24 protein-coding genes are annotated in these 23,702 nt (G+C 69.8%); 9 read left to right on the top strand and 15 right to left on the bottom strand.

Going from position 1 to position 23,702, the window contains the following annotated elements:
- Positions 1-104 precede the first annotated feature (104 nt).
- From ACTMTI_RS16110 to ACTMTI_RS16120, 3 genes are all read left to right on the top strand, one after another.
- The gene (locus tag ACTMTI_RS16110) at positions 105-2,441 is read left to right on the top strand and encodes a beta-glucosidase family protein (protein WP_441121132.1); all 2,337 of its coding nucleotides are present in this window, start codon (positions 105-107) and stop codon (positions 2,439-2,441) included.
- A 62-nt stretch (positions 2,442-2,503) separates the two neighbouring features.
- Positions 2,504-3,184 carry a DUF4191 domain-containing protein gene (locus ACTMTI_RS16115; RefSeq protein ID WP_441121133.1) on the top strand — a complete coding sequence of 227 codons (681 nt, stop codon included), beginning with the start codon at positions 2,504-2,506 and terminating at the stop codon, positions 3,182-3,184.
- Positions 3,184-3,948: a class I SAM-dependent methyltransferase gene (locus ACTMTI_RS16120; protein WP_441121134.1), complete on the top strand. Its 765-nt coding sequence runs from the start codon at positions 3,184-3,186 to the stop codon at positions 3,946-3,948. The genes ACTMTI_RS16115 and ACTMTI_RS16120 overlap by 1 nt, the downstream gene beginning before the upstream one ends.
- On the opposite strand, the gene ACTMTI_RS16125 is transcribed toward ACTMTI_RS16120, so the two are convergent.
- From ACTMTI_RS16125 to ACTMTI_RS16135, 3 genes are all read right to left on the bottom strand, one after another.
- Complete coding sequence (locus ACTMTI_RS16125) at positions 3,929-4,867, bottom strand: hypothetical protein (RefSeq protein ID WP_441121135.1); 939 nt, start codon at positions 4,865-4,867, stop codon at positions 3,929-3,931. The two genes, ACTMTI_RS16120 and ACTMTI_RS16125, sit on opposite strands and share 20 nt — an antisense overlap.
- Positions 4,864-5,484, bottom strand: a complete 621-nt coding sequence (locus ACTMTI_RS16130; protein WP_441121136.1) for a TetR/AcrR family transcriptional regulator — start codon at positions 5,482-5,484, stop codon at positions 4,864-4,866. The genes ACTMTI_RS16125 and ACTMTI_RS16130 overlap by 4 nt, the downstream gene beginning before the upstream one ends.
- 61 nt (positions 5,485-5,545) lie before the next feature.
- Entirely contained in the window at positions 5,546-6,007 is a 462-nt protein-coding gene (locus tag ACTMTI_RS16135) for an RDD family protein (protein ID WP_441121137.1), read from the bottom strand.
- Positions 6,008-6,084: 77 nt separating this feature from the next.
- On the opposite strand from ACTMTI_RS16135, the gene ACTMTI_RS16140 reads away from it, so the two are divergent.
- The 3 genes from ACTMTI_RS16140 (at position 6,085) to ACTMTI_RS16150 (ending at position 9,506) form a co-directional block, all read left to right on the top strand.
- Positions 6,085-7,116 (top strand): hypothetical protein, encoded by a 1,032-nt coding sequence (locus ACTMTI_RS16140; RefSeq protein WP_441121138.1) that lies wholly within the window; start codon positions 6,085-6,087, stop codon positions 7,114-7,116.
- 94 nt (positions 7,117-7,210) lie between these two features.
- On the top strand, positions 7,211-8,635 hold the full coding sequence (glnA, locus tag ACTMTI_RS16145) for a type I glutamate--ammonia ligase (RefSeq protein ID WP_441121139.1): 1,425 nt from the start codon (positions 7,211-7,213) through the stop codon (positions 8,633-8,635).
- Between the two features lie 400 nt (positions 8,636-9,035).
- The gene (locus ACTMTI_RS16150; protein WP_441121140.1) at positions 9,036-9,506 is read left to right on the top strand and encodes a lamin tail domain-containing protein; all 471 of its coding nucleotides are present in this window, start codon (positions 9,036-9,038) and stop codon (positions 9,504-9,506) included.
- A gap of 378 nt (positions 9,507-9,884) precedes the next feature.
- On the opposite strand, the gene ACTMTI_RS16155 is transcribed toward ACTMTI_RS16150, so the two are convergent.
- From ACTMTI_RS16155 to ACTMTI_RS16175, 5 genes are all read right to left on the bottom strand, one after another.
- Positions 9,885-10,853, bottom strand: a complete 969-nt coding sequence (locus ACTMTI_RS16155; RefSeq protein WP_441121141.1) for a LysR family transcriptional regulator — start codon at positions 10,851-10,853, stop codon at positions 9,885-9,887.
- Positions 10,847-11,536: an aspartate/glutamate racemase family protein gene (locus ACTMTI_RS16160; RefSeq protein ID WP_441121142.1), complete on the bottom strand. Its 690-nt coding sequence runs from the start codon at positions 11,534-11,536 to the stop codon at positions 10,847-10,849. Before ACTMTI_RS16160 ends, ACTMTI_RS16155 begins: the two co-directional genes overlap by 7 nt.
- A 2-nt stretch (positions 11,537-11,538) precedes the next feature.
- Positions 11,539-12,861, bottom strand: a complete 1,323-nt coding sequence (locus ACTMTI_RS16165) for an MFS transporter (protein ID WP_441121143.1) — start codon at positions 12,859-12,861, stop codon at positions 11,539-11,541.
- Between the two features lie 100 nt (positions 12,862-12,961).
- Positions 12,962-14,098: an NAD(P)/FAD-dependent oxidoreductase gene (locus tag ACTMTI_RS16170; protein ID WP_441121207.1), complete on the bottom strand. Its 1,137-nt coding sequence runs from the start codon at positions 14,096-14,098 to the stop codon at positions 12,962-12,964.
- A gap of 384 nt (positions 14,099-14,482) precedes the next feature.
- Positions 14,483-14,959: a rhodanese-like domain-containing protein gene (locus ACTMTI_RS16175; protein WP_441121145.1), complete on the bottom strand. Its 477-nt coding sequence runs from the start codon at positions 14,957-14,959 to the stop codon at positions 14,483-14,485.
- A 93-nt stretch (positions 14,960-15,052) separates the two neighbouring features.
- On the opposite strand from ACTMTI_RS16175, the gene ACTMTI_RS16180 reads away from it, so the two are divergent.
- Together ACTMTI_RS16180 and ACTMTI_RS16185 are read left to right on the top strand one after the other, a co-directional pair.
- Positions 15,053-15,514 (top strand): Lrp/AsnC family transcriptional regulator, encoded by a 462-nt coding sequence (locus tag ACTMTI_RS16180; protein ID WP_441121146.1) that lies wholly within the window; start codon positions 15,053-15,055, stop codon positions 15,512-15,514.
- 99 nt (positions 15,515-15,613) lie between these two features.
- Positions 15,614-15,925 (top strand): hypothetical protein, encoded by a 312-nt coding sequence (locus tag ACTMTI_RS16185; protein ID WP_441121147.1) that lies wholly within the window; start codon positions 15,614-15,616, stop codon positions 15,923-15,925.
- 143 nt (positions 15,926-16,068) lie between these two features.
- On the opposite strand, the gene ACTMTI_RS16190 is transcribed toward ACTMTI_RS16185, so the two are convergent.
- On the bottom strand, positions 16,069-16,230 hold the full coding sequence (locus ACTMTI_RS16190; RefSeq protein ID WP_441121148.1) for a hypothetical protein: 162 nt from the start codon (positions 16,228-16,230) through the stop codon (positions 16,069-16,071).
- A 60-nt stretch (positions 16,231-16,290) separates the two neighbouring features.
- Between ACTMTI_RS16190 and ACTMTI_RS16195 the strand changes: the two genes are divergently transcribed.
- The gene (locus ACTMTI_RS16195; protein ID WP_441121149.1) at positions 16,291-16,512 is read left to right on the top strand and encodes a hypothetical protein; all 222 of its coding nucleotides are present in this window, start codon (positions 16,291-16,293) and stop codon (positions 16,510-16,512) included.
- On the opposite strand, the gene ACTMTI_RS16200 is transcribed toward ACTMTI_RS16195, so the two are convergent.
- From ACTMTI_RS16200 to ACTMTI_RS16225, 6 genes are all read right to left on the bottom strand, one after another.
- The gene (locus ACTMTI_RS16200; protein WP_441121150.1) at positions 16,460-17,194 is read right to left on the bottom strand and encodes a B3/B4 domain-containing protein; all 735 of its coding nucleotides are present in this window, start codon (positions 17,192-17,194) and stop codon (positions 16,460-16,462) included. The genes ACTMTI_RS16195 and ACTMTI_RS16200 overlap by 53 nt on opposite strands.
- Positions 17,195-17,267: 73 nt before the next feature.
- Positions 17,268-17,789 carry a GNAT family N-acetyltransferase gene (locus ACTMTI_RS16205; protein ID WP_441121151.1) on the bottom strand — a complete coding sequence of 174 codons (522 nt, stop codon included), beginning with the start codon at positions 17,787-17,789 and terminating at the stop codon, positions 17,268-17,270.
- Positions 17,790-17,829: 40 nt separating this feature from the next.
- Positions 17,830-18,864 (bottom strand): hypothetical protein, encoded by a 1,035-nt coding sequence (locus ACTMTI_RS16210; protein ID WP_441121152.1) that lies wholly within the window; start codon positions 18,862-18,864, stop codon positions 17,830-17,832.
- 32 nt (positions 18,865-18,896) lie between these two features.
- Positions 18,897-21,818 (bottom strand): bifunctional [glutamine synthetase] adenylyltransferase/[glutamine synthetase]-adenylyl-L-tyrosine phosphorylase, encoded by a 2,922-nt coding sequence (locus tag ACTMTI_RS16215; protein WP_441121153.1) that lies wholly within the window; start codon positions 21,816-21,818, stop codon positions 18,897-18,899.
- A 256-nt stretch (positions 21,819-22,074) separates the two neighbouring features.
- Positions 22,075-22,758, bottom strand: coding sequence for a type 1 glutamine amidotransferase (locus ACTMTI_RS16220; RefSeq protein WP_441121154.1), 684 nt, complete (start codon positions 22,756-22,758; stop codon positions 22,075-22,077).
- Between the two features lie 147 nt (positions 22,759-22,905).
- Positions 22,906-23,544: a hypothetical protein gene (locus ACTMTI_RS16225; protein WP_441121156.1), complete on the bottom strand. Its 639-nt coding sequence runs from the start codon at positions 23,542-23,544 to the stop codon at positions 22,906-22,908.
- Positions 23,545-23,702 lie beyond the last annotated feature (158 nt).

Here is a 23,702-nt window from a genome sequence, read left to right on the forward strand (position 1 = left end):
CGTGGCTCCCGAGGCGTTGGTGCCCGAGCTGCTGGAGCCCTTCTCTTTATAACGCTCAGATAACAAACCTATTGAGCACTCGGTTTTCTGGTGAGACTGGGCGAGTGGACTTCGACGAACTGATCGCCCAGCTCGACCTCGGCACCAAGATCCGGCTGCTCACCGGCATGGACATGTGGTCCCTGCCACCCGTCCCCGAGATCGGCCTCGACCGGCTCGTGATGAGCGACGGCCCCGTCGGCGTACGCGGCGAGCAGTGGAGCTCCGCCGACCCCTCGATCGCGCTGCCGAGCCCGACCGCGCTCGCCGCGACGTGGGATCTGGACCTGGCCAGACGGGCCGGGCGGCTGCTGGCCCAGGAGGCCCGGCGCAAGGGCGTGCACGTCCTGCTCGCCCCCACGATCAACCTGCACCGCTCCCCGCTCGGCGGCCGGCACTTCGAGTGCTTCTCCGAGGACGCGTACCTGACGGGCGAGGTCGGGGCCGCGTACGTCGAGGGCGTGCAGGAGGGCGGCGTGGCGGCCACGGCCAAGCACTTCGTGGCCAACGACTTCGAGACCGACCGCTTCACCGTGGACGTCCGGGTCGGGGACGCGGTGCTGCGGGAGGTGTACCTCAGGCCGTTCGAGCGGGTGGTGGCGGCCGGCGTGTGGGCCGTCATGACCGCCTACAACTCCGTCAACGGCACCACCATGACCGAGCACTCGGAGCTGGTCAACGGGGTGCTGAAGAGCGAGTGGGGGTTCGACGGGCTGGTGGTGTCGGACTGGACGGCGGTGCGCTCGACCGAGCCCGCCGCCATGGGCGGGACCGACGTCGCCATGCCGGGACCGTCCGGGCCGTGGGGCGAGCGGCTGGAGGCGGCGGTGCGCGAGGGGCGGGTGCCGGAGTCCGTCGTCGACGACCACGTCCGCCGCATCCTGCGCCTGGCCCACCGGACCGGCGCGCTGCGGGGCGGCGCCGCCCCCTCCCCCACGCCGGTCGACGGGGTCGCGCTGACGCGCGAGGTGGCGGCCCGCGGGTTCACGCTGCTCACCAACGACGGCATCCTGCCGTTCCAGGGCGTGCGCACGATCGCCCTGATCGGCGCGGCCGCCGGTGAGGCCCGCGTCATGGGCGGCGGCAGCGCCCAGGTCTTCCCCGACCGGATCGTCTCGCCCCTGGAGGGCCTGGGTGAGCGCGCCGAGGTCCGGTACGCCCTCGGCACCGATCCCCGGGTCCGTCTGTCCCCGATCCCCTCTCCCACCAGGGCCCAGTTCCTGGACGCGGACGGCGGCGTGCTGGCCGAGCATCCGCTGGCCACCGGCGAGGCCCGCTGGCTCGGGCAGCTCCCGCCCGGCGTGGACGGCGACCGGCTGAAGGCGGTGCGGCTGCTGACCACGTACACGCCTGGAATGTCCGGCGCCCACGAGCTGTCCGTCGCCGGAGTGGGCGCGTTCACCGTCACCGTCAACGGCGAGACCCTCTTCGACGGGACCGTCGACCTGCCGGGCGGCGACCCCGCCGCGGCGTTCATGGCGCCGCCCGAGCGGCGCATGAGCGTGCCGATGCGGGCCGGCGAGGCGTATGAGCTGACCGTGACGCATGCGGCAGGCGCGCTCAAGGGCATGGTGTTCATCTCCTTCACGCTCGGCCACGCCGACCCGAGCCCGGGCGAGGAGGCGCTCATCGCCGAGGCGGTACGCGTGGCGGCGGAGTGCGACGTGGCGGTGGTCGTGGCCGGGACCACGCCGGAGGTGGAGAGCGAGGGCTTCGACCGTACGGACCTCAAGCTGCCCGGACGCCAGGACGAGCTGATCCGCGCGGTGGCCGGCGCCAACCCGCGCACGGTCGTCGTGGTCAACGCCGGCTCGCCGGTCGAGATGCCGTGGGCCGATGAGGTGGCGGCGGTGCTGCTCACCTGGTTCCCGGGGCAGGAGGCGGGGACGGCGCTGGCCGGCGTGCTGTTCGGCGACGCCGAGCCGGGCGGCCGGCTGCCCACGACCTGGCCGCGCCGCCTGGAAGACGCTCCCGTGGCCGGCGTGACGCCCGTGGACGGGGCGGTGGCGTACGACGAAGGGGTGTTCATCGGGTACCGGGCCTGGCAGCGGTCAGGGCGGGCGCCGGCGTTCTGGTTCGGGCACGGCCTCGGATACACGACCTGGTCGTACGACTCGATCTCCGCCGACGGGACGGCGGTGACGGTGGCCGTGACCAACACCGGTCACCGGCCGGGGCGCGAGGTCGTGCAGATCTACGTCTCCAACGGGGCCGAGCGGCGGCTGGCCGGGTTCGACGTGGTCGCGGCCGAGCCGGGGCAGACCGTGCTCACCACCGTCTTCCTGCCCGAGCGGGCCTTCCAGGTGTGGCAGGACGGCTGGCGTACAGTGGAGGGTGAGTACGCCGTCGAGGCCGGCCGCCACGTGGCCGACCCCCGCCTTTCAGCCACCGTGAAGATCTAGAGGCGCAAAATGACGGGGTCGCGTTTTCCATACTGCACCAGTTGGTTTGTATTCTTCTGAGCATGGCAAAGTCCGAGGACCAAGAGAAGCCGGGGCGCATCAAGCAGCTCCGCATGATCGCGCAGATCATCAAGCAGGCCAATCCCAAGGGGATGCCACTCGTCTTCCTTTCGGCGGTGGGCACGCTGGCAGTGGTCGTCGTGATCGGCCTGGTCACGGACTATTTGTGGTATTCGGTGTTCATCGGCATCCTGGCCGCGCTCACAGTCGGTCTGGTGGTGTTCGGCCAGCTCGCGCAGCGGGCGCAATACTCCATCCTGCACGGCCAGACCGGTGCCGCGGCCGCGGTGCTGCAGGGCATGCGGGGCAACTGGCAGGTCACCCCGGCCATCGCGGTCAACCGTGACCAGGACCTCGTCCATCTCGTGGTCGGCCATCCGGGCGTCGTGCTGGTGTCCGAAGGGCCGGGCAACCGGGTGGGGAAGATGCTGGCGGCCGAGAAGAAGCGGGTCGCGCGGGTGGTGCTGGGCATCGAGATCTACGACATCCAGTGCGGCGACGGCGAGGGGCAGGTGCCGCTCGGCAAGCTGCAGCGCCACATCATGAAGCTGCCGCGCAACCTGAAGAAGCCCGCGGTCAACGAGGTCAAGGACCGGCTGCGCTCCCTGCCGCGCAACATGCCGCTGCCCAAGGGCCCGATGCCCAAGGGCGCCCGCATGCCGCGCGGCCCCAAGATGCGCTAGTGATCTCGCTCTCGTCGCGGGCCAACCGCGGCTGGTGGGACGGCAACGCCGACGACTACCAGCTCGAGCACGGCTCGTTCCTGCGTGACAGCGGGTTCGTGTGGTGCCCCGAAGGCGTGGACGAGGCCGACGCGCACCTCCTCGGCGAGGTGCGCGGCCGGCGCGTGCTGGAGATCGGCTGCGGCGCGGCGCAGTGCGCGCGGTGGCTGGTGACGCAGGGTGCCGAGGTGGCGGCGTTCGACATCTCGCACCGCCAGTTGCGCCACTCCCAGCGCATCGACCTCGACACCGGGACGCACGTCCCGGTGGTGCAGGCCGACGCCGAGTCGCTGCCGTTCACCGCGGACGCCTTCGACCTGGCCTGCTCGGCTTTCGGGGCGCTGCCGTTCGTGGCCGATCCGCTCGCGGTCTTCCGCGAGGTGCGCAGGGTGCTCAGGCCGGGCGGCCGGTTCGTGTTCTCGGTGAGCCATCCGATCCGATGGGCCTTCCCCGACGACCCGGGGCCGCGCGGGCTGACGTCCGACCGGTCCTACTTCGACCGCTCCCCCTATGAGGAGCGGGACGAACGCGGCACGGTCACGTACGTCGAACACCACCGGACGCTGGGCGACTGGGTCAACCTGCTGGCCGCTTCCGGGCTGACCATCACCGGCCTGCTGGAGCCGGAGTGGCCCGAGGGGCACGATCGGGTGTGGGGTGGCTGGAGCCCGCTCCGCGGCCGCCACATCCCGGGCACGGCCATTTTCAGCGGCGCGAATATCTAGCGGCCATGGCGTGGAAGATCTCCCTGGGCTCCCACCGGGTGTCGTCGAGCATCGTGATCACGCCGTATGAGCCGAGGTCGGCCTCGCCGCTCCGGCCGTAGGCGGCGAAGGTGAACCACAGGGCGGCCTCCACGCCCTCCTTCTCGAAGATGTCCATCAGCTCGTTGAAGTAGCGGACCTGCTCGCCCTCGTCACGCACCGCGCCGTCCGGCACCACCCAGGCCCCGCCCCCGCGCTCCCCCGCACCCTCGTACGGACAGGTGCCGAACTCGGTCACCACGACCGGCTTGCCGTGCTTGAAGTGGGCACGCAGCTCGTCCACGAAGTCGTGGGCGTTGTAGGCGGCGCGGTAGGCGTCCACGCCGGCCACGTCGAACGGCGCCCAGTCGACCTGCTCCCACGGTGCCGAGGCGTAGCTGATCCGGCCGCCGAACAGCGGCCGCACGGTCTCGGCCACCTCCGCCAGGTAGGCGTTGAAGCCCGGCATCACCCGCATCAGGGACGTCCACCATGCCATGTCGGCGTTCATCAGGGTGTTGAGCCGCTCGCCGTAGCCGTCGCCGTCGATGAAGCCCTTGCCGAAGGCGGTGATCTCACAGCCGGTGACCAGGACGACCTCGGCGCCGGAGCGGCGTACCGACTCGGCGCGCGCGGCCGCGTCGGCGAAGAGCTCGAGCATCTCCTCCCGCGTGAGATCCACCGGGAAGGGCGCGAACCAGATCTCCAGGCCCGCGGCGGCGGCCCGCTCGGCCGCCACGCTCAGCCGCTCCGGATCGCCCCCTGAGATCCGGACGACCTCGCAGTGCAGGTCTTCGGCGATCACGCGCATCTCGCGGGCGACTGTGTCGGCGTCTAACGTCTTTCTGGACAGGTCGTCGCCCGGCAGGAACCCCGTGTCGTAGTTGATGCCTTTTTTCACGATTTTTCCTCCTTTATTGATGAGAAGCCGTGTTCGAGGAGGTCGAAGGCCAGCTCGACGTCGTCCGCCAGCCGCCTGCCCGCCTCCTCCGGCGGCTCCCCCGCGGCGATGCGCTGGAAGAACACCTCCTGGAGCGTGGTGACGGCGGCGGCGATCTGCGCGGCCATGAGCTGCGCCGTCAGATCGTTCTCACGCCCTTCTGCGAGCACGGCGGCCAGTTCGTAGCGCTCGCTCATGCGCACGCCGTGCAGCGCGCCCATCAGGGCCGGACTCGACGCGATCACCCGGACCCTGGCCAGCAGCGCCTCGACGTCCACCGCACCCATGCCCTGGGCGGCCATCGAGCGGTAGTGCCGGCGCAGGGCGCCGATCGGCGAGCACCCCTCGCCGCGCCCGGCCACGATCGCCGCCAAGTCGTCCTTCACCCCGTCGGTGACGAGGCAGTCCTTGGCCGGGAAGTAGGTGAACAGCGTGACCTTGGCAACCCCGGCCGCCTCGGCGATCTCATTGACGGTCACCGCCTCGTAGCCGCGCTCGTCGAACAGCCGCAGCGCCACCTCGGCGATCCGCCGCCGCGTCTGCTCCTTCTTCCGCTCCCTGAGCCCCGCCATCATCATGCGGACAGCATAAACCGTACCGGGTTCGTTTTTGAACCCGGTACGGTTTTTAACTTGGATGTCACATGCGAACGGCCATCGTGTTGGACGCGCGGTCGTGTACGCCGCGGTGGTCGCGGTCCCAGATCAAGGCGGGCAACGCCAGGCAGAGCAGCACGGTGCGCACCAGCACGGGGAACAGTCGCGGGTTGCCACCGTCCATCGCGGCGACCCTGATCCCCGCGAGCCGGTGCCCGAACGTCTGCCCCATGAACCCGACCAGGATCAGGTACTGGACGGCGAAGACGGCGACCGGCGCCCAGGGCGACTCGGCCGGGTTCATCCCGAGCAGCAGCTGCACGATCACCCACGTGCAGATCATCCAGTCGATGACCAGTGCGGCGATCCTGCGGCCCCAACCGGCGATCGACCCGCTGCCTTCCTCGGGCAGGCCAAGGCGCTCGCCCGGGTATCCGAGATCAACCCCCGCGGACCTGACCCCGCCCAGCCACGTCTGCGTCCACCGAGGCTCCTTGCTGCTCATGCCCTCCACGGTAGCCGCCCGGTGCGGCGGTCCGCATTGTGACCCAACCGCGCTCTGGGGCGGCCACGATGTACGCCATGCCACACGGGGATGACCTTGAAAAGCGGTTCAACGAGCTGGTCGGGCAGATCGACGCCGACGAACAGCGCAAGATGCGGGCCGCTGCCAAGAGAGAGGCCAGAACGGGGCTCAGGAGCCGTTCAGTACGCCCGCCCGGCCGGGGCGACCGCTCGCCGGACGGCTGGAGTGATCACTTAGGCAGGCCGCCGCGCCGGATCGGGCGGGCCTGGCTCGCGATGGCCACGATCACGGCGCTGATCGCGGCCGCCGGCGTGGTGGTGACCTTCCGCCCCGACCTGATCGCACCCTCGGGCTCAATACGCGAGGAGACCATGCCGGTGGTGGCGCCCATGCAGATGGCGGCTCCGTTCGCCGACTCTCCGGCGGAGGAGTACGCCGACGGAATCGCCGGATTCGTGATGCCGGAGGCGAAGGCGCTGGGCGGGCTGCCGAAGAAGGACGTGGTCATGGGGCTGGAGCGGACGCGCGAGTTGCTGGCCGCCGCCTATCTCGACAAGAAGACGCTTCTGGGCGGCCGGCCGGACGCCTTCATCAGGTTGCTGGACCGCGAGCAGCGCGACTGGTTCCGCGAAGGGCTGGACGACCCAGAGAGCCCCACCCGCTTCATCGTGAACAGCTTCGCGCCGAGAACGGCCGAGCTCACCACCGACGTGATCAAAGTGCGCGGGCGGGCGACGCTGGACACGTTCGAGGAGGACGGCAGGCGCGGAGTCAAGGTGAAGCTGAACCACCTGATCGTCTACGCGGTGCACCGCCCGGGACAGCCGCGCACCACCATCAGGGTGGTCACGCATGCCACCGGCGCGGTGCGGCTGTACCGCGAGTCCGGTCGGCTCATAGTCTGGGTGGAAGGTTGGGGCGCGAGCCCGGCACCCGCCCGCTGTGACGTCGTGGACGGCTACATTCACCCGTACTACGACGACTCGCCGCCGGACAAGGTGGCAGCCACCGGATCGCCCGTTGACCCTTATATGTTGGAGGACGAGCCGAGCAGCGACGACGGCTGTCAGGTGTCGCAGGGCACCTGATCCTGCGTAACACGTGCGAAACAATCGAGACACCATACGGAAACGGCCAAGTCCTAGCGTCGGAATGATGGCCAGTCCCCAGGGAGGTTCGAGAGTGTTCAACTCCGCCGACGACGTCCTGAAGTTCATCAGTGACGAAGGGGTGCAGTTCGTCGATGTCAGGTTCACCGACCTGCCGGGGACGACGCATCACTTCACCTTCCCGGTAGAGAACTTCAGCGCGAGCGTCTTCACTGACGGGCTCATGTTCGACGGCTCGTCGATCCGCGGCTTCCAGCAGATCCACGAGTCCGACATGCTCCTGCTGCCTGATCCGACCAGCGCCGTACTGGACCCGTTCCGCCAGCACAAGACGCTCAACATCAACTTCTTCGTGCACGACCCGCTGACCGGCGAGGCCTACAGCCGGGACCCGCGAAACGTGGCGCGCAAGGCGGAGGAATTTCTCAGGGGCACCGGCATCGCCGACACCGTCTACTTCGGTCCCGAGGCCGAGTTCTACATCTTCGACGACGTCCGCTTCGAGACGAAGCAGAACGCCGGCTACTACTACATCGACTCGATCGAGGGCGCCTGGAACACCGGCAAGGCGACCGAGGGCGGCAACCTGGGCTACAAGCCGCGCTACAAGGGCGGCTACTTCCCGGTCCCGCCGATGGACCACTTCACCGACCTGCGCTCGGAGATGGTGCGCAACCTCATCGAGTGCGGCATCGACGTCGAGATGCAGCACCACGAGGTCGGCACCGCCGGTCAGGCGGAGATCGACTTCAAGTTCGGCACGCTGCTCAAGACCGCCGACAACCTGATGCTCTACAAGTACGTCATCAAGAGCACGGCGCTCGAATACGGCCACACGGTCACGTTCATGCCCAAGCCGATCTTCGGTGACAACGGCTCCGGCATGCACTGCCACCAGTCGCTGTGGAAGGACGGCTCGCCGCTGTTCTACGACGAGGTCGGCTACGCCGGTCTGTCGGACACGGCCCGCTACTACATCGGCGGCCTGCTCAAGCACGCCCCGTCGCTGCTGGCCTTCACCAACCCGACGGTCAACTCCTACCACCGCCTGGTCCCGGGCTACGAGGCACCGGTCAACCTGGTCTACTCCCAGCGCAACCGGTCGGCCTGCGTCCGCATCCCGATCACGGGTTCCAACCCGAAGGCCAAGCGCATCGAGTTCCGCGTGCCGGACCCGTCCTGCAACCCGTACTTCGCGTTCGCGGCCATGCTGATGGCGGGCATCGACGGCATCCGCAACAAGATCGAGCCGCCGGAGCCGGTCGACAAGGACCTCTACGAGCTGCCGCCGGAGGAGGCCCGCAACATCCCGCAGGTGCCGGGCTCCCTCACCGACGTGCTCAACGCGCTGGAGGAGGACCACGACTACCTGCTCGAGGGCGGCGTGTTCACGCCTGACCTGATCGAGACGTGGATCTCGTACAAGCGGGAGAACGAAGTCGACCCGATCCGGCTGCGTCCGCACCCGCACGAGTTCGAGCTCTACTACGACGTGTGACGGCGGGGTTTCCCGGCCTCGGCGATCTTCTGGAAAATCGGTGCTGAGCTGGGAAAACTTTGTCGTTAGTTGTCGTTGTTTGTAGTTGCTGAGCAACGTCAGAAGGAACAGAGAGGTAACAGAACGGCCCGGCACCGTAATCGGTGCCGGGCCGTTCTGCGCTGGTGGGACTGATCCTCCGCTGGGATCAGTGGATCGCAGGCAGACGGGGAGATCACGGCAGGGCGGGTGCGCTCGCTCTCAGCGCCGGACTGACCATCGCGCCGCCGAGTATTCGCGCCGCAGCGCCGTAAATCGTCTGGCACATCAGATGCCAAACCGATAAGGGAACGGTCCATCCGCATCTACTGCCACAAATATTATCGATTCAGACAATTTCCCCCATACCAGGAGCATCCCTGTGCGTATCCGCTCTCTGCTGACGGCCACCGCGTTAGCCGCCGGCGTGGTCGTCGTCTCCCAGCCCGCCTACGCGGCAGGCCCGGCCATCCAGTTCACCAAGATCTACTACGACTCCCCGGGCTCGCCGGACTTCGGCGCGAACAGCAGCCTGAACGGCGAATACGCGCAGATCAAGAACACCACCAAGAAGGCCATCAGCCTCAAGGGTTGGACCCTGCGCGACAAGACGAACCGGTCGGATCACGTCTACACATTCGGCACGTTCACTCTCGGAGCCGGGAAGACGGTCACCCTGCGGACCGGTAAGGGCAAGAACACCACCACCACCCGCTACTGGAACAGGAGCGGGGGAACTTTCGCCTACATCTGGAACCAGGCCAAAGACACCGCCTACCTGCGGAACGCGTCTGGCAAGCTGATCGACTCCTGCCCGTACAACTCGGCGCGGTACGACTACAAGATCTGCTGACCCTGGCCAGGTAGGAAAACCAGCTCCCGCCAGGTGCCACCGGAGACCGTTTTCTGCCGCCCTCGGAATACGTAGACGTATAGAAAAAAGGGTGGCATGGGAGATCCACAAGACCGACGAACTCTGGGAGTGGTTCCAGGGTCTCGACCGGGCCAGTCAGCTCCGGATCATCGAGGCCATCGACCTGCTTGCCGAGGCCGGCCCAACTCGGGGGCAACCCCTGATAGACACCCTGAAGGGAGCTCAGGTAGCCAACCTGAAGGAGTGTGGGATCGGGAAGCGGTCGCGGCCCGGTTCACGCCGGAGGAGCGGGCGCAGGCGCGGCGTGAGATCGACGCCTACGTGGCCGGCGAACTCAGTACAGAATGCGGATGAGAGTCAAGCGGATCTGAGGGTGGCGGCGAGTGGGGAGTCCACACGGACGCCGAATGCCTGCGTGGTCCAGTCCACGAACTCCGCCGCGGCCTCCCGGATCGCATCGACGGCCGCGGGCACCAACGGGTTCGGGTCGGTAGCCCGGTAGGCGGCCAGCACCTTGCGGCGGGGACCGTCCGAGCGCATCCGGCGCATGGTGATGGCGCGGTCGATGCCGAGCGCGAGGGCCGGCACGATCGCGACGCCGAGGTCTTCCCGGACGATTCCGCGGATGACGTCGAAGTCGTTGCTGGTGAATCTGATCTCCGGTTTGAACCCGGACTGCGCGCACAGCCGCAGCAAATTCTCGTAACCGGGAGAATCTTCCCTGTTGGCCACCCAGATCGCGTCCGACAATTCCGCGAGATCGATGTGGAGCTCGTCGCGGGTGTGCTGCCGGCGTCCGCAGATCACCACGAGTTCCTCGTCGAGGATGGGGCAGGTGCGCAGCTCGCCGGGCCAGCTTTCGGGCACGAGCTCGTATTCGAAGACCAGGCCGAGATCCGCCCGCCCCTCGCACACCGCCTGTGCCACCTGGGGCGGTCCGCCGTCGTACTGCAAGGTCAGCTCCGCCTCCGGAAAACGGGTGACGAGCCGGGCCAGCGCCTTGGGCAGCACCTGCGCGCCGACCGTCGCGAACGCGGCGACGCGGAGTCGTCCCCGCTGACCACCCGCGTATCCGCGAATGTCCTCCTCGGCCTCGCCGAGCCGGGACAGGATCGCGGCGGCATGCCGTCCCATCTGGACGGCGGCGGGGGTCGGCCACAGGCTGCGCGCTCCACGTTCGAACAGCCGCACCCCGAGTGTCCGCTCCAGGGTCGCGATCTGCTGGGAGACGGCGGACGTGGTGTAACCGAGCTCTTTCGCCGCTCCGCTCAGGGAGCCCGTCGCCAGGACGGCCTGCAACGTCTGCAGGTGGACCATGTTCAGCATGGCTGAACGGTCCCCGCATGCAGCCAGCCGATGAGGCTCAGTGCGTCCCAGACAGGCCGCCCGGTGTCCGCCCGCACCGCCGCGGCGTAGGGCGGGAGGTTGGTGCACTCGAACACGAAGGCGCCGATCTCCGGCCGCTGCGCGATCGCGGCTCGCGCCGCCGCCACCACCTCGCCCTCCGCGCGGGCGACGTCGAGGTTCTCGATCTCCCCGGTGAGCACCGGGTACAGGTGCTCGGTGCGCTCCAGGCCGGCGAGGTGGACGCGTGGCCGCAGGTCCGCGCCGACGCCCACTGCCCGCAGGTGGGCATCGGTCAGTGTGGCCGCGTTGGCGGTGAGCACGCAGACCACCTGGTCCTGGCGGAGGGTCCGCAGCACCAGCGGGACCTGCAGCAGGCTGGAGGTGGCGACGGGAACCTCCAGCGAGTCGGCGAGCTCTTGCTGGAACACCGCGAGGAAGCCGCAGCAGGTCGTCACCGCCGACACGCCGCCATCGGCCAGCTCCTTGGCGGTGGCGGTGATGGCGGGCAGCAGCCCGGCGGCGTGGTTTTCGACCACCTGGCGCGTGTCCGCGCCGGTGCTCACCGCCATGGCGACCGGGAACGGGAAGCTGGCCGCGTTGCCCACGTCCCCCGGCGGGCGGGGGATGCGGTTGTCCAGCATGACGATCCCGATGTCGGCCATGCTCACTCCTTGGTCAGAGGTATCCGGCTGGTCTCCGTCAACGCCGCGATGCACGCCAGCGAGATGACCGCCGCGCCGATCACGTACCAGGCCACCGAGAGGCCGGTTCCGGTGGCCGTCACGAGCGCGGTCGCCACCAGCGCGGCCGGTGCGCCCGCGACGACGCTGGAGAACTGGTAGGCGACCGAGGCGCCGGTGTACCGGTAGCGCGTCGGGTATTGCTCAGCGTAGAGGGCGCTGTTGAGTGCGCCGGTCGGGCCATACCCGAAGACCAGCGCCAGCACGATCGCCAGCGCGATCAGGACGGGGTCACGGGTGTCCAGGAGCCAGAAGAACGGCACCGCGAACAGCGCGAGGAACAGCGTTCCGGCGAAGTACACGGGGCGGCGTCCCACGCGGTCCGACAGAGCCGCCCACGCCGGCATGGCGAACAGCAGGATCGCCGCCCCGATCAGGACCCCGGTCAACGCCCACGATTGAGGCAGGTGCAGGGTGTTCTTGACGTAGGACAGCGAGTAAACGGTGAACAGGTAGTAGCCGATCGTGGCCGCGGCCTGGACGAAGATCAGCAGGAGGGTCGGCTTCTTCGCGTGGCGGAGCACCTCGGCGATCGGCAGCTTCGGCTGCTCGTTGGCTTCCTTGATCGCCTGGAACTCGGGTGGCTCGGGAAGCCTCGCGCGGATGTACAGGCCCACGATCACGAGAACCCCGCTGAACAGGAACGGCACCCGCCAGCCCCAGCCCAGGAAGTCCTCTTCTGGCAGCAGGGAGAACACGGCCAGCATTCCGGAGGACGCCAGCTGACCGGCGGGCACGCCGAGCTGGCAGGCCGAGGCGTAGAGCCCCCGGCGTCGCGCCGGCGCGGTCTCGACGACGAGCAGTGCCGCGCCGCCCCACTCGCCGCCGAGGCCGACGCCCTGGATCATGCGCAGCACGATCAGCAGGATCGGGGCGAGCAGGCCGACCTGGCCGACGGTCGGCAGACAGCCGATCGCGAAGGTCCCCAGTCCCATCAGCAGCAGGGTGGTCACCAGGGCCTGCTTGCGACTGAGCCGGTCGCCCAGATGGCCGAACAGGATGCCGCCCAGGGGCCGGAAGAAGAACGCGACGCCGAAGCTGGCCAGCGATGCCAGGACGCTGGCGGTGTCGCCCAGCTCGGCGAAGAAGACATGGGGGAAGACCACGGCGGCCGCGCTGCCGTAGAGGAAGTAGTCGTACCACTCGATCGCGGTGCCGGTGAAGCTCGCGCGCGCGGCGCGCATCGCGGTCGAGTGGGACAGCACGGGGGCGGCGGGCGAGGTCGCCGGTGGTGCTTCTGCTGCCATGGTGGGATCCTTCCAGGAGTTACCTCGCGGCGGGGGGGACGGGGTCGGGTCAGGAGACCGGCCGGTCGTTCGGCGGGGCCGGTGGCCGCCGCGGCCGGCACTAGAAGACGGCCGTCTCCAGCTCAGGCGTCAGCTGGTCGGTGAACCGCGACGGGCGCAGCGGCGTGAGATCCAGCGGGGGCGCACCCTCCAGCCACCACTGCGCCAGGGCAGCGCCGACGGCCGGTGACTGCATGAAGCCGTGCCCGGAGAATCCGGCCGCGACCCACAGGCCGGGGACCTCGTCGACGGGGCCGACGATGGCGTGGTCGTCGGCGGTCATCTCACGCAGACCGGCCCAGCCGCGCACGATTTCCAGCCCGTCGAGGGCCGGGAAGCGGTGTGACAGCGCGGCGGCGAGTGAGTCGACGCGCGACCAGTCCACTGTGGCGAGGTCGTTGCTGGGCGCGTCCCGGTCGTTTCCGCCCACGATGGCCGTGCCGGCCGGCTCCGGATGCACGTAGGCGCCGGTGGCGAGGTCGACCACCAGAGGAAGGTCTCCGTGCAGGCCGTCCAGAGGTCTGGTGGCGAACGCCTGCCGGGGATGCGGAGAGACGGGGACGTCCACCCCGCACAACCGGCCGACCGCCCGCGCCTGCGGACCCGCGGCCAGCACCACGAGCTCGGCTTCGATGTCTCCCGCACTGGTACGGGCTCCGCGCACCGCGCCGCCGGCATCGGTGAGCAGCCCCAGGAACTCGGTACGCTGCCGCAGCTCCACCCCGCGTTGCCGGGAACCGCGCAGGTAACCGGCCACGGCGTCGCTCGGTGAGGCCGAGCCGTCGCCGGCCGTGTACGTCGCGCCGGCCAGGTCGTCGGTCCGGATGCCGGGGAACAGCTCCGCGGCCTGGTATGGGTCGAGCGCCTCGACGTCGACGCCGAGCGAGCGCTGCAGCCGCGCGCTGGCTTCGAAGGTGGCGAGCATGGCGGGATCGGAGATCAGGAACAGGTAGCCGTGCTGCCGGAAGTCCAGCGGAGACCCGGTGCGCCCGGCGAAGTCGAGCCAGAACGGCAGTGACCGCCGTACGAGCTCGATGTTCACCCGCGAGGAGAACTGGTGCCTGATGCCCCCGGTCGCGTAGGCGGTGGCGCCCTCCCCGGCGAGGCCGCGCTCGATCACCGTGACGTCGCGATATCCGCGCTCGCTCAGATGAAAAGCGATTGAGGTGCCGATCACGCCGCCTCCGACAATGACCACGCGGCCGCCGCGCAGAGTTTCCCGAGACAATTCGAAAAACCTCCGATGGGAAATGGAATCCCGGCCGCACGCGCCGGTCAGTCAGTTCTAACCCTGGTCAGGGCGGCGAACAAGAGCCCGAGCAGCAGATCTGCTACACGAGGCGTGAAGCTGTGGTGCAACTCGAATTCGCGCGGTGTTACGCCTTTGTTTCGCCCGCTCTTCAGTTGAATCGGCACTGTACGGGGGCTCCGGTTTTACTCGCATTCGCGGACGCGCGGCGGGCCATGCGGTTGCGGAAAAGATTTCCTGGATTCAGCCGGGACGGCCGGTGCCGCGCGCAGGCGGCTGTCCGCGAAAGAAATCATGGACGGCCGGGCAGGCGGCCCGGCCGTCCGGCGTTGTTCAGCACGCGCAGGTGACGGATCCGATCGGCGCGGTCAGCGGGTCGGGGACGTGCCGCTCGGCGCCGGTCGCGGTTTCGACCGGGAAGCCCTCGCGGATCCAGTACTCGATGCCGCCGATCATCTCCTTCACCCGGTAGCCGAGCCGAGCCAGGGCGAGTGCCGCGCGAGTGGCGCCGTCGCAGCCCGGCCCCCAGCAGTAGGTGATGACGGGGACCGCCGGATCCAGCAGACCGGCGGCGCGGGCCGGGATGTCGGCGGTGGGCAGGTGTACCGCGCCCGGCACTCGGCCTTGCTCCCACCCGGCGGCGGCGCGCGAGTCGACCAGGACGAAGCCGGGGTTGCCGGACTCGAGCGAGGCATGCACGTCGGAGACGTCGGCCTGGAAGGTGAGGCGCGCGGTGAAGAAGGCGGCGGCCTCGGCGGGAGCCGCCGGCGGTACCCGCAAGGCCGGGCTTGTCATGGTGGTGTCGGTCATGGCCAAGACGCTACGGGCGGTAACCTCGCGGCGGAATGGAGGTCCAACGGCGCTATCCCCCTGTCGCCGTGAATTTCATGGTAAACACCGGACATGGCCGATGTTTCCCTTGACGAGACCGATATGCGCATCCTGGAGGCCCTGCAACGCGACGGGCGCGCCAGCTACGCCGAGTTGGCGCGGACGGTCTCCATGTCCGCCAGCGCCGTCACCGAACGGGTCCGGCGGCTGGAGGAGAGCGGCGTGATCAGCGGCTACTCCGCCGTCGTGGACCCCGAACGCCTCGGGCTCGGCATCCTGGCCTTCGTCCGGCTGCGCTATCCGACCGGCAACTACCGGCCGTTCCACGACCTGATCGCCACCACGCCCGAGATCATCGAGGCCCACCACGTAACCGGCGAGGACTGCTTCGTGCTGAAGGTGCTCGCCGGGTCCATGCGCCACCTGGAACGGACCACCGGCCGGATCGCCGGGCTGGGCTCCGTCACCACCAGCGTCGTCTACTCCAGCCCGCTCCGGAACCGCGCCATCACCACGGCCCCCAGCGGGTCATGAGCACCCTCAAATGATCTAAAGGGTCCTTAGCAGCACGAGACGTAATTGACCGGATACGAAGGGTAGGTTCACGGCGATTCCGACTAGAAAGGACGGCTCATGGAGCAGCAGCAGGCCCAGCAGGTGGAGCAGCAGTTGCGGCAGAACTGGCAGCAGATCAGATATCGGATTCTGGACCAGTTCGCCGAGGTCAGCCCCTCGGATCTCGACTTCGCCCGCAACGTCAACGATCTCGTCGAGCGGATCGCGGACAAGTCCCACCACACCGAGCGCTACGTCGAGACGCGCCTGCTCGAACTCGTCGGCGGCGGCAGCGGCCAGCAGGGACAGCCCTTCGGCGTCTCGATGGGAATGGGACAGACTGGGCAGCAGGGCGGCCAGCAAGGCCGCCCGTTCGGGAGCACGCAATAACGCCGTGAGCTCGTAAGAGAATGCGCTGGTCAGGCGAGGTCGATCCGATTCACGTCGGAGGCATGCGCCTGGCCGGCGCACCGGACGGCCGCCCCTCGCAGGGCGAGGCGATCTTCGCCGGATATCGGGACCACCACACGAGGTCAGGCGGCAGCCACCAGCAACCGGTAATCCAGGAGGTCGTCGATCAGCCCGGCGACGTCCTGATCGCGGGGCATCAGCCGCAGCTCGATCAACAACTCGTCAACCTGCTCGAGCGTAGGCCTGCCGTCGACCGACGCGGCCAGGCTCACTATCCTGCTCACAGAGCCTCCAGAAGAGTGGTTTGTCGGCTTTTAGCAATGAATGTACCATTTTGTCCCTCGGTGCTGGCAAGTCAAGGTAAGGCGCTGCGCGAGGGGATCTCGGCGGAGGCCGCCGCTCTGGCGATCATCACCTCGGTGAACGGCACCGCCGCCACGTGGCCGGCCTGCCCCGAGCTGTTCTCACCCGCCGATCAGGCCGCCGCGCTCGCCGACGCCATCCTGTACGGCATCACGTCGCGAACCGTGGCGCGGACGGGCGCAGAAGGGCCGATTTCGGGGTGACGGGCCAGAGGGCGATCAGCTCGTCGACGAGCGTGGCCGTCAGGGACTCGATGTCGTCCTGGGCCGAACCGTGCAGGGCCTCCGCGACGATCAGGACGTCCGTGGTGGTGTCGCGGACGGCCGAGTGGCCGCTCTGACGGTTGGTCCAGCGGCGGGCGTGCGCCCTGCCCGCCGCGTCCGCGAAGATCACCTCTCCGGCCGGCGGGTGTTCCGTGTCGCCGGCGAAGGTCAGGTACGTTTCGTCGCCGGCGGCGTACCTCACCTCGACGTATCCGGAGATCCGGGAAAGGTCGAACACCGCCACCGGGATCGCGTAGGCGATGGAGACCGCGTTGCAGAGGTCGATCAGGGGGTGCAGGCGCGGCAGCGCGCCTTCCTTCCTGAAGCGGCGCAGCAGCGACTCCGACGCGCACCGGTATTGGGTCGGTTTGAGGCCCATCTTCGAGAACGCCCGGCGCCACGCCTGGATCTCCGGCAGCTCGCCCTCCGAGGCGGTCGCGAGCCGCTTCGCGGCGATCTCACCGAAGCGCGCGAGCCGGTCGTCGACCGGGACGTTCCCCGTGATGCCGGGCGCGAAGATCACTCCGGCAGCGAGCTCGGGGAAGTCCCGCCAGATGTCGGCAGAATGCTGGAAGTGCACTGTCACCTCGTCATCGCGGCCACGGAGCAGGGACCCGATCACGATACTCGCCTCCTCGCCGCTCCGCCCGGCATGCAGGCGGCCGGCCCGCGCGAGGCGCTCATGGGCCCGAAGACTACGAGCTCTTGAGCCGGTAGAGGACGTGACGCAGGACCGGGCTGTCCGGCGGGAGCCGCGGATGGTCGAAGTCCGCCTCGTACGTCATCCCGAGCCGCTCCATCACGGCCCGCGAGCGCAGGTTCCCCTCGGCCGTCATGGAGATGATCTCGTCGAGGCCCGCTTCGGTGAAGGCGTATTCGATGGCCTTCCTGGCCGCCTCGGTGGCGTACCCGTGGCCCCAGGCCGGGCGCGCCAGCCCCCAGCCGATCTCCCAGGCGGGCAGGAAGGGCGCGTCGAAGGTCTGCAGGGCCAGGCCGGTGAAACCGATGAATTGCCCGCTGTCGCGCACCTCCAGCGCCCACAGCCCGTGGCCGTGCCGGTCGAAGTCCCGCTCCATCCTGTCCACCATGGCGTCGCTCTGCTCCCGGGTGAGCGTGCCGGGTAGGTGCTCCGTCACCTCGAGGTCGGCGTTCATGGCCGCGAAGGGCTCCCGGTCCTCCTCGCGCCATCTGCGCATGATCAGCCGTTCGGTCTCCATTCGATCAAGGATACGGCCGGGGAATGCCTTGGTACGCGGGTCAGCGCCGCGCTTTGAGGCCCGTGATGCGGCGGAACACGTCCCACCAGAACGGCGCCCCGAACAGCAGCGCCACGTACGTCAGCAGGAAGCCGGGCCAGTGACTCGGCGTGCTGATCCGGTCCCACCACAGGCCGCCGTTCCAGTTGACGTCCGGGTCGCCCTGCTCCGGGATCGACACGCTGACCAGCGCCTGGTCTAGCATCCTGACCAGCGCCGGCTGGCTGAGCGTCTCGGTGACGCAGCGCATCGGGTCCTGTCCCGTGCAGCGCGCCTTGAGCTCGTTGTACGCGTCCGGCCCGGCCTCCGCCACGGCCGTCACCGAGGCACGGAAGGCGTTGTCGCGCAGCAGCGTCTTGGCGTACTCCAGGCCGTCCATCGAGAACAGCAGTGTCACCGCCAGGGCGAGCACGGCGACCACCCATTTGACGTAACGCTTGTAGAGCATCGACAGCCGCTGCATCTCGCCGTCGAACCAGGTCTCGACACCCTGCCTGAACCGGTCGAGGTCGCGCTGCGCGGTCTCCCAGATGCCCTTGAGCGGGCCGTACAGCGGGCTGTCGATGGCCTTCAGCTTGGCCAGGAACCGCTCGACATCGCCGTCCTCCCCCGCCGCCAGCTCCATCACGGCGACCGCGAACCGGCTGGGCGGGATGTTGGCGATGCTCGTCCTGCCGCGCTTGGCGTGGTCGATCTCCCTGACCCGCTCGTACAGCAGCTTGATCATGGAGTCGCCGGACCGCGCCTCGGGGCCGGGCGGCCCGCCGACCTCGGCGGGCGCGGGCAGGTCGCTGTGCCGGGGACGTGGATCACGCAGGAACGGCAGCGCGGTGAACACGTCGCGCACCTTGGCGGGCAGCCACGATCCGGCCTTGTCGTCGGCGCCGTCCATGGTGTCCCTGAGGTAGGCCCACAGAAACTTGCTGCGGATGGCCAGCACCCGGACGAATCCCTCGTTGAGCCCGCTCACCAGGAGCGACAGCAGCAGGAACGCCACCACCAGGCCAAGGGCCAGATCCACGTAAACGGATAACATCGCGCCTTAATACACCCGCGCGGCGCGCTGGATCAACCCCCGTAGAAGACACGTTCCACGACCAGGCGCGCACGACGCGTCACGCGGCGGTAGTCGTCGAGGAAGTCCTCCGAGCCGTCGGGCGGATAGCCGAGCGTCTGGGCGATCCTCCTGCGCTCGCCCGCGTCGCGCGGCACGCTGTCGCCCGGACGCCCCTTGGCCAGCATGAGCACGTCCCTGATGCGGGAGGCGAAGCGCCACGCCTCGGCCAGCACGGCCTCGTCGGCGGGGGCGAGCAGGCCCTCGGCCACGGCCGCGCGCAAGGCGTCGAGCGTACGGGTGGTGCGCAGCGACGGCTGCGTGCCGGCGTAGCGCAGCTGCAGGAGCTGGGCCACCCACTCCACGTCGGACAGCCCACCGGGGCCGAGCTTGGTGTGCAGCCCGGGGTCGGCGCCGCGCGGCAGCCGCTCGGCCTCCATGCGGGCCTTGAGCCGCCTGATCTCCCTGACCGCGTCGTCGTGCAGCCCGTCCGGCGGGTAGCGCAGCTCATCGATCATCGCCACGAACGCCGCGCCCAGCTCGGGGTCGCCGGCCGAGAACCTGGCCCGCAGCAGCGCCTGCGACTCCCACGGCGACGACCAGCGCGAGTAGTAGGCACGGTAGGAGGCCAGCGTGCGCACCAGCGGGCCCTGCCGCCCCTCGGGCCGCAGGTCGGGGTCGATGGTCAGGGGCGGGTCGGGGGCGGGCAGCGAGAGCAGCCTGCGCAGCTCGTTGGCCACGGCGAAGGCGGCGTCCGTGGCCTCCTTCTCCCCGACCCCCGGCAGGGGCGAGTGGACGAACATGACGTCGGCGTCGCTGGCGTAGGAGCACTCCATGCCGCCGAGCCGGCCCATGGAGATGACGGCGAAGGAGGTGACGTTCGCGGCCTTGCCCAGGGCGGCGTCCAGGGCCGCCTGGAGGGTGACGTCGGTCAGGGCCGACAGCGCGGTGCCGACCGTCTCGATGTCCATGAGGCCGGAGATGTCGGCCACGGCCGTGCGGAACAGCTCCTTGCGCCGCAGCGCCCGCACGGCCGCGACGGCGGTCTCGGGGTCGCCGGCGTGCCTGGACACCGCGGCGGCCGCCTCGCCGAGCTGCGACTCCAGGGGCCGCGCCGCGAGCTCCGCATCCGAGCCGAGCATCGTGATCGCGTCCGGCGCGTGCAGGAGCAGGCCGGTCGCGTAGCGGCTGCTGCCCAGCACCCGCGCCATCCTGGCCGCCACGGCCGTCTCGTCACGCAGCAGCCGCAGGTACCACGGCGTGCTGCCCAGCTTGTCGCTGACCTGCCGGAAGCCCAGCAGCGCCGCGTCGGGATCGGGTGTGTCGGCGAACCAACCGAGCATGACCGGCAGCAGCGTGCGCTGGATCGCGGCCCGCCTGGACACCCCCGCGGTCAGGGCGGCGATGTGGCGCAGCGCCCCGGCGGGATCGACATAGCCGAGGGCCTCCAGCCGGGCCTCCGCCGCCGTGGCCGACAGCCGCGCCTCCGACTCCTGAAGCCGCGACACGGCCTGCAGCAGCGGCCGGTAGAACAGCTTCTCGTGCAGCCGCCGCGCCTCCATCGCGTGCCGCCGCCACCTGGCCGTGAACTCCCCCACGGGGTCGGCCTGCATGCCGAGCGCCCGGCCCAGCCTGCGTAGATCCGCCTCGCCGGACGGCACGATGTGGGTGCGCCGCAGCCGGTGCAGCTGGAGCAGATGCTCGACCTGGCGCAGGAACGAGTACGCCTCCGCCAGCCCGCGCGAGTCGTCACGGCCGACGTACCCGCCGCGGGAGAGCGCGGCCAGCGCGGGCAGCGTGGCCCGGCGGCGCAGCAGCGGGTCCAGCCTCCCGTGCACGAGCTGCAGCAGCTGCACCGCGAACTCGATGTCCCGCAGCCCGCCGGGGCCCAGCTTGAGCTGCCGTTCCCCCTCGGCGCGCACGTGCGCCTCGACGCGGCGGCGCATGGCCTGCACGTCCTCGACGAAGCGCTCGCGGGTGGCCGCCGACCACACCATGTCGTTGACCGCCTCGACGTAGGCCGCGCCCAGGTCCAGGTCGCCGGCCACCGGGCGGGCCTTGAGCAGTGCCTGGAACTCCCACGTCTTGGCCCAGCGCCGGTAGTAGGCCAGGTGGCTGCCGAGCGTGCGCACCAGCGGTCCCGAGCGGCCTTCGGGGCGCAGCCCCGCGTCGACCTCCCACAGCGAGCCCTCGGGCGTGGTCGCGGTGCAGGCCCGCATCATGGCCTGGGCCAGCCGGGTCGCGGTGCGCAGCGCCTTGGTCTCATCGGCGCCCTCGCGCGGCTCGGCCACGAAGATCACGTCCACGTCGCTGATGTAGTTGAGCTCTCTGGCGCCGCACTTGCCCATGCCGATGACCGCGAGGCGTACGTCGCTCGCGTCGATCTCGGCCCGCGCGATGGCCAGCCCGGCCTCCAGCGCGGCGCCCGCCAGGTCGGCGAGTTCGGCCATGACCTCCGCCAGCGTGGCCTGGCCGGTCAGGTCACGGGCGGCCAGGTGCATCAGCAGGCCCCGGTAGGCCACCCGCAGCGCCACCAGCGCGTTCTCGCCGGTGGCGACCGGTTCGGCGGCATCCGGGTCCGCGCCGACCGCGCACAGCAGCTCCGTCCTGGCCTCGCCCAGGTGCGGCTCCCCCAGCAGCGCCACCTGTCCGGGATGGCGTACCAGGTGCTCGCCCAGTGCGGCGCTGACACCGAGCACGGCCAGCAGCCTGGCCCTGAGGTGCTCGTCCCGGCGGAGGGTGTCGAGGACGGCGGGCTCGCGTTCGGCCAGGCGGGTCAGCGAGACCAGGGCCTGGTCGGGGTCGGGGACGGCGACCAACGACTCCAGGAGATCGTCCCAGTCGGTCCCTGCCTGGAGGAGGAGCTGGGCGGCCCTGGCGCCGTCGGCGAACCCGAGCTTGGCGAGCCGTGCGGCGGTGGATTCGATCCTGGGCACCCCTCCATCTTGACAGCAATCACGCGTTCCGCCGTAGCACGAGAACGCAACGTTGCGTTGCATTTCTTGGCGTGTGGGGCGGGTGGCGCTGGCTGGCGGCGTTCCCGCTGCTGCTGGGCGGAGTGCACACGCTGGCCCACGCCCTCACGACACCCAGCCCCACGCCCTACGCCTCGCGACACCGTCGGCGAGGGCGACGGTCAGCGCGCCAAGGGACGAGCGGATGGCGGGCTCGGGGTGGCTTCGCGGGCGCGGTTCAGGCGCAGCCGGTGGTTCTGACCACGTCGGCGAAGGCCGCCGCCACCGGGCGCCAGGTCGCGACGAGCGCGGGCTCGGCGGCCTTGACCTCGGCGTTGAGTTCTCCGGCCGCCTCCAGGTCCGACTCTGCGGTCCACGAGGCGAAGATCTCCGGCGTGGCCTCCGGGTGGAACTGGACCGCCCAGGCGGCCTCGCCGAGCCGGTAGGCCTGGTTGGGGTACTGGGAGCCGGTCATCAAGGGCACCGCGCCGTCGGGCAGCCGGGTCATGACGTCCCGGTGGTATTGGACGGCCACGGCCGTCCCGACACCCGACAGCAGCCGGTCGGACCCGGCCGAGGGCAGCGCGACCACCTCCCGAGCCCCCACTTCGAACCCATGACTCCCCCGCTCCACCATGCCCCCGCAGGCCATGGTCAGCAGCTGCGCCCCCAGGCAGATGGCGAGCGTGGGCGTGGCCTCGTCCACGGCTCGGCGCAGCAGGTCGCGGGTGGCGGGCTGCCAGGGGCTGCGCTCGTCCTCCCAGGCCGCCGCCTCCCCGCCGAGCACGATCAGGCCGTCCGCGGCCCGCTCCGGGATCTCCTCCCCCAGGTACGGCCGCACGACGTCGCAGGCCAACCCCAGCCAGCCGCCGAGATACCCAAGCCCGGCCTCGGCCTCATGCTCGATCACGGTGATACGCATATTTGGTAATTATCCGGAAATTCCACCCAACCAGCACCACAGAACCCCGGCGGCCCGCAGTGCCGGGATCCGCTCATGAGGTCCGAGCGCCGACCGGAACGCCGCCGAGCCGCCCTCGCACCTGAGGCAGAGCGCTCGCGTAGGAGATCACCGCGCCGCCGGCGAGCACGGCCACCAGCGGCACGTGCCAGGCGGGCACCGGAGTTCCGCGGCCAGTCGCATCTCCTCCGCGATCGGCCCCAGCGGGCCTATCGCCGCGAGCAACGTCATGCCCAGCAGGTAGAGCGGGGTCACCATGCCCGCCAGCACCCACAGCCCCGCGTGGCCGCGCCGGGCCGCCACCCCCATGGCGACCGTCGCCACGCTCACGACCACCATGGCGATCCCGATGTCGGCGATCATGGCCCACCCATCCCGCACCAGGCCCTCCGGCATGCCGCCCCAGGCCACTTCCTCCGCCGTCGCAGGACGCGCCGTGACCGAGGTGAACCAGACGTCGAAGGAGCACACCGCGAGGTAGGCGACACAGATGGCCGGTTGCAGGAACAGCAGCCGGGCGGCCGGCGGCGAGGGCGTGACCGCCACACCACGAACCAGCCGCCACAATCCCCAGACGTGCGCGATCGCCGCCGCCCACAGGACCACGGCGAGCGCGGGAGGGCTCCAGGTGAGCGCGGCCACGGTGAAGAACACGGAGCCGAACGTGATCCGTCCCAGCACCATGTCCGCGAAGACGTCCAGGAACCGGTTCTGCTCTTCCGCCGGGACGGACTCGAACCCGAGCACGACGAACCGAACCTACGCGAATCCGGCCAGGTAGACGGACACGGCGGCTACCCCGAAGAGCGGAACCAGCCGAAGCAGGGGATTCTTCGCCATCGCCCCATGATCGGCCACATTCCTCCCAGCCACCATCCAGACCATGCAAAACGGCCCCCGAGCAC

The organism is Nonomuraea sp. H19 (genome assembly GCF_052068215.1).
Lineage (GTDB): Bacteria > Actinomycetota > Actinomycetes > Streptosporangiales > Streptosporangiaceae > Nonomuraea.

Coding starts and splice junctions, on each gene's coding strand:
- ACTMTI_RS16140 (WP_441121138.1), top strand. CDS start 6,085: ATGCCACACGGGGATGACCTTGAAAAGCGGTTCAACGAGCTGGTCGGG.
- ACTMTI_RS16180 (WP_441121146.1), top strand. CDS start 15,053: ATGGCCGATGTTTCCCTTGACGAGACCGATATGCGCATCCTGGAGGCC.
- ACTMTI_RS16185 (WP_441121147.1), top strand. CDS start 15,614: ATGGAGCAGCAGCAGGCCCAGCAGGTGGAGCAGCAGTTGCGGCAGAAC.
- ACTMTI_RS16205 (WP_441121151.1), bottom strand. CDS start 17,789: ATGGAGACCGAACGGCTGATCATGCGCAGATGGCGCGAGGAGGACCGG.
- ACTMTI_RS16165 (WP_441121143.1), bottom strand. CDS start 12,861: ATGGCAGCAGAAGCACCACCGGCGACCTCGCCCGCCGCCCCCGTGCTG.
- ACTMTI_RS16220 (WP_441121154.1), bottom strand. CDS start 22,758: ATGCGTATCACCGTGATCGAGCATGAGGCCGAGGCCGGGCTTGGGTAT.
- ACTMTI_RS16130 (WP_441121136.1), bottom strand. CDS start 5,484: ATGATGATGGCGGGGCTCAGGGAGCGGAAGAAGGAGCAGACGCGGCGG.
- ACTMTI_RS16135 (WP_441121137.1), bottom strand. CDS start 6,007: ATGAGCAGCAAGGAGCCTCGGTGGACGCAGACGTGGCTGGGCGGGGTC.
- ACTMTI_RS16155 (WP_441121141.1), bottom strand. CDS start 10,853: ATGCTGAACATGGTCCACCTGCAGACGTTGCAGGCCGTCCTGGCGACG.
- ACTMTI_RS16175 (WP_441121145.1), bottom strand. CDS start 14,959: ATGACCGACACCACCATGACAAGCCCGGCCTTGCGGGTACCGCCGGCG.
- ACTMTI_RS16210 (WP_441121152.1), bottom strand. CDS start 18,864: ATGTTATCCGTTTACGTGGATCTGGCCCTTGGCCTGGTGGTGGCGTTC.
- ACTMTI_RS16160 (WP_441121142.1), bottom strand. CDS start 11,536: ATGGCCGACATCGGGATCGTCATGCTGGACAACCGCATCCCCCGCCCG.
- ACTMTI_RS16115 (WP_441121133.1), top strand. CDS start 2,504: ATGGCAAAGTCCGAGGACCAAGAGAAGCCGGGGCGCATCAAGCAGCTC.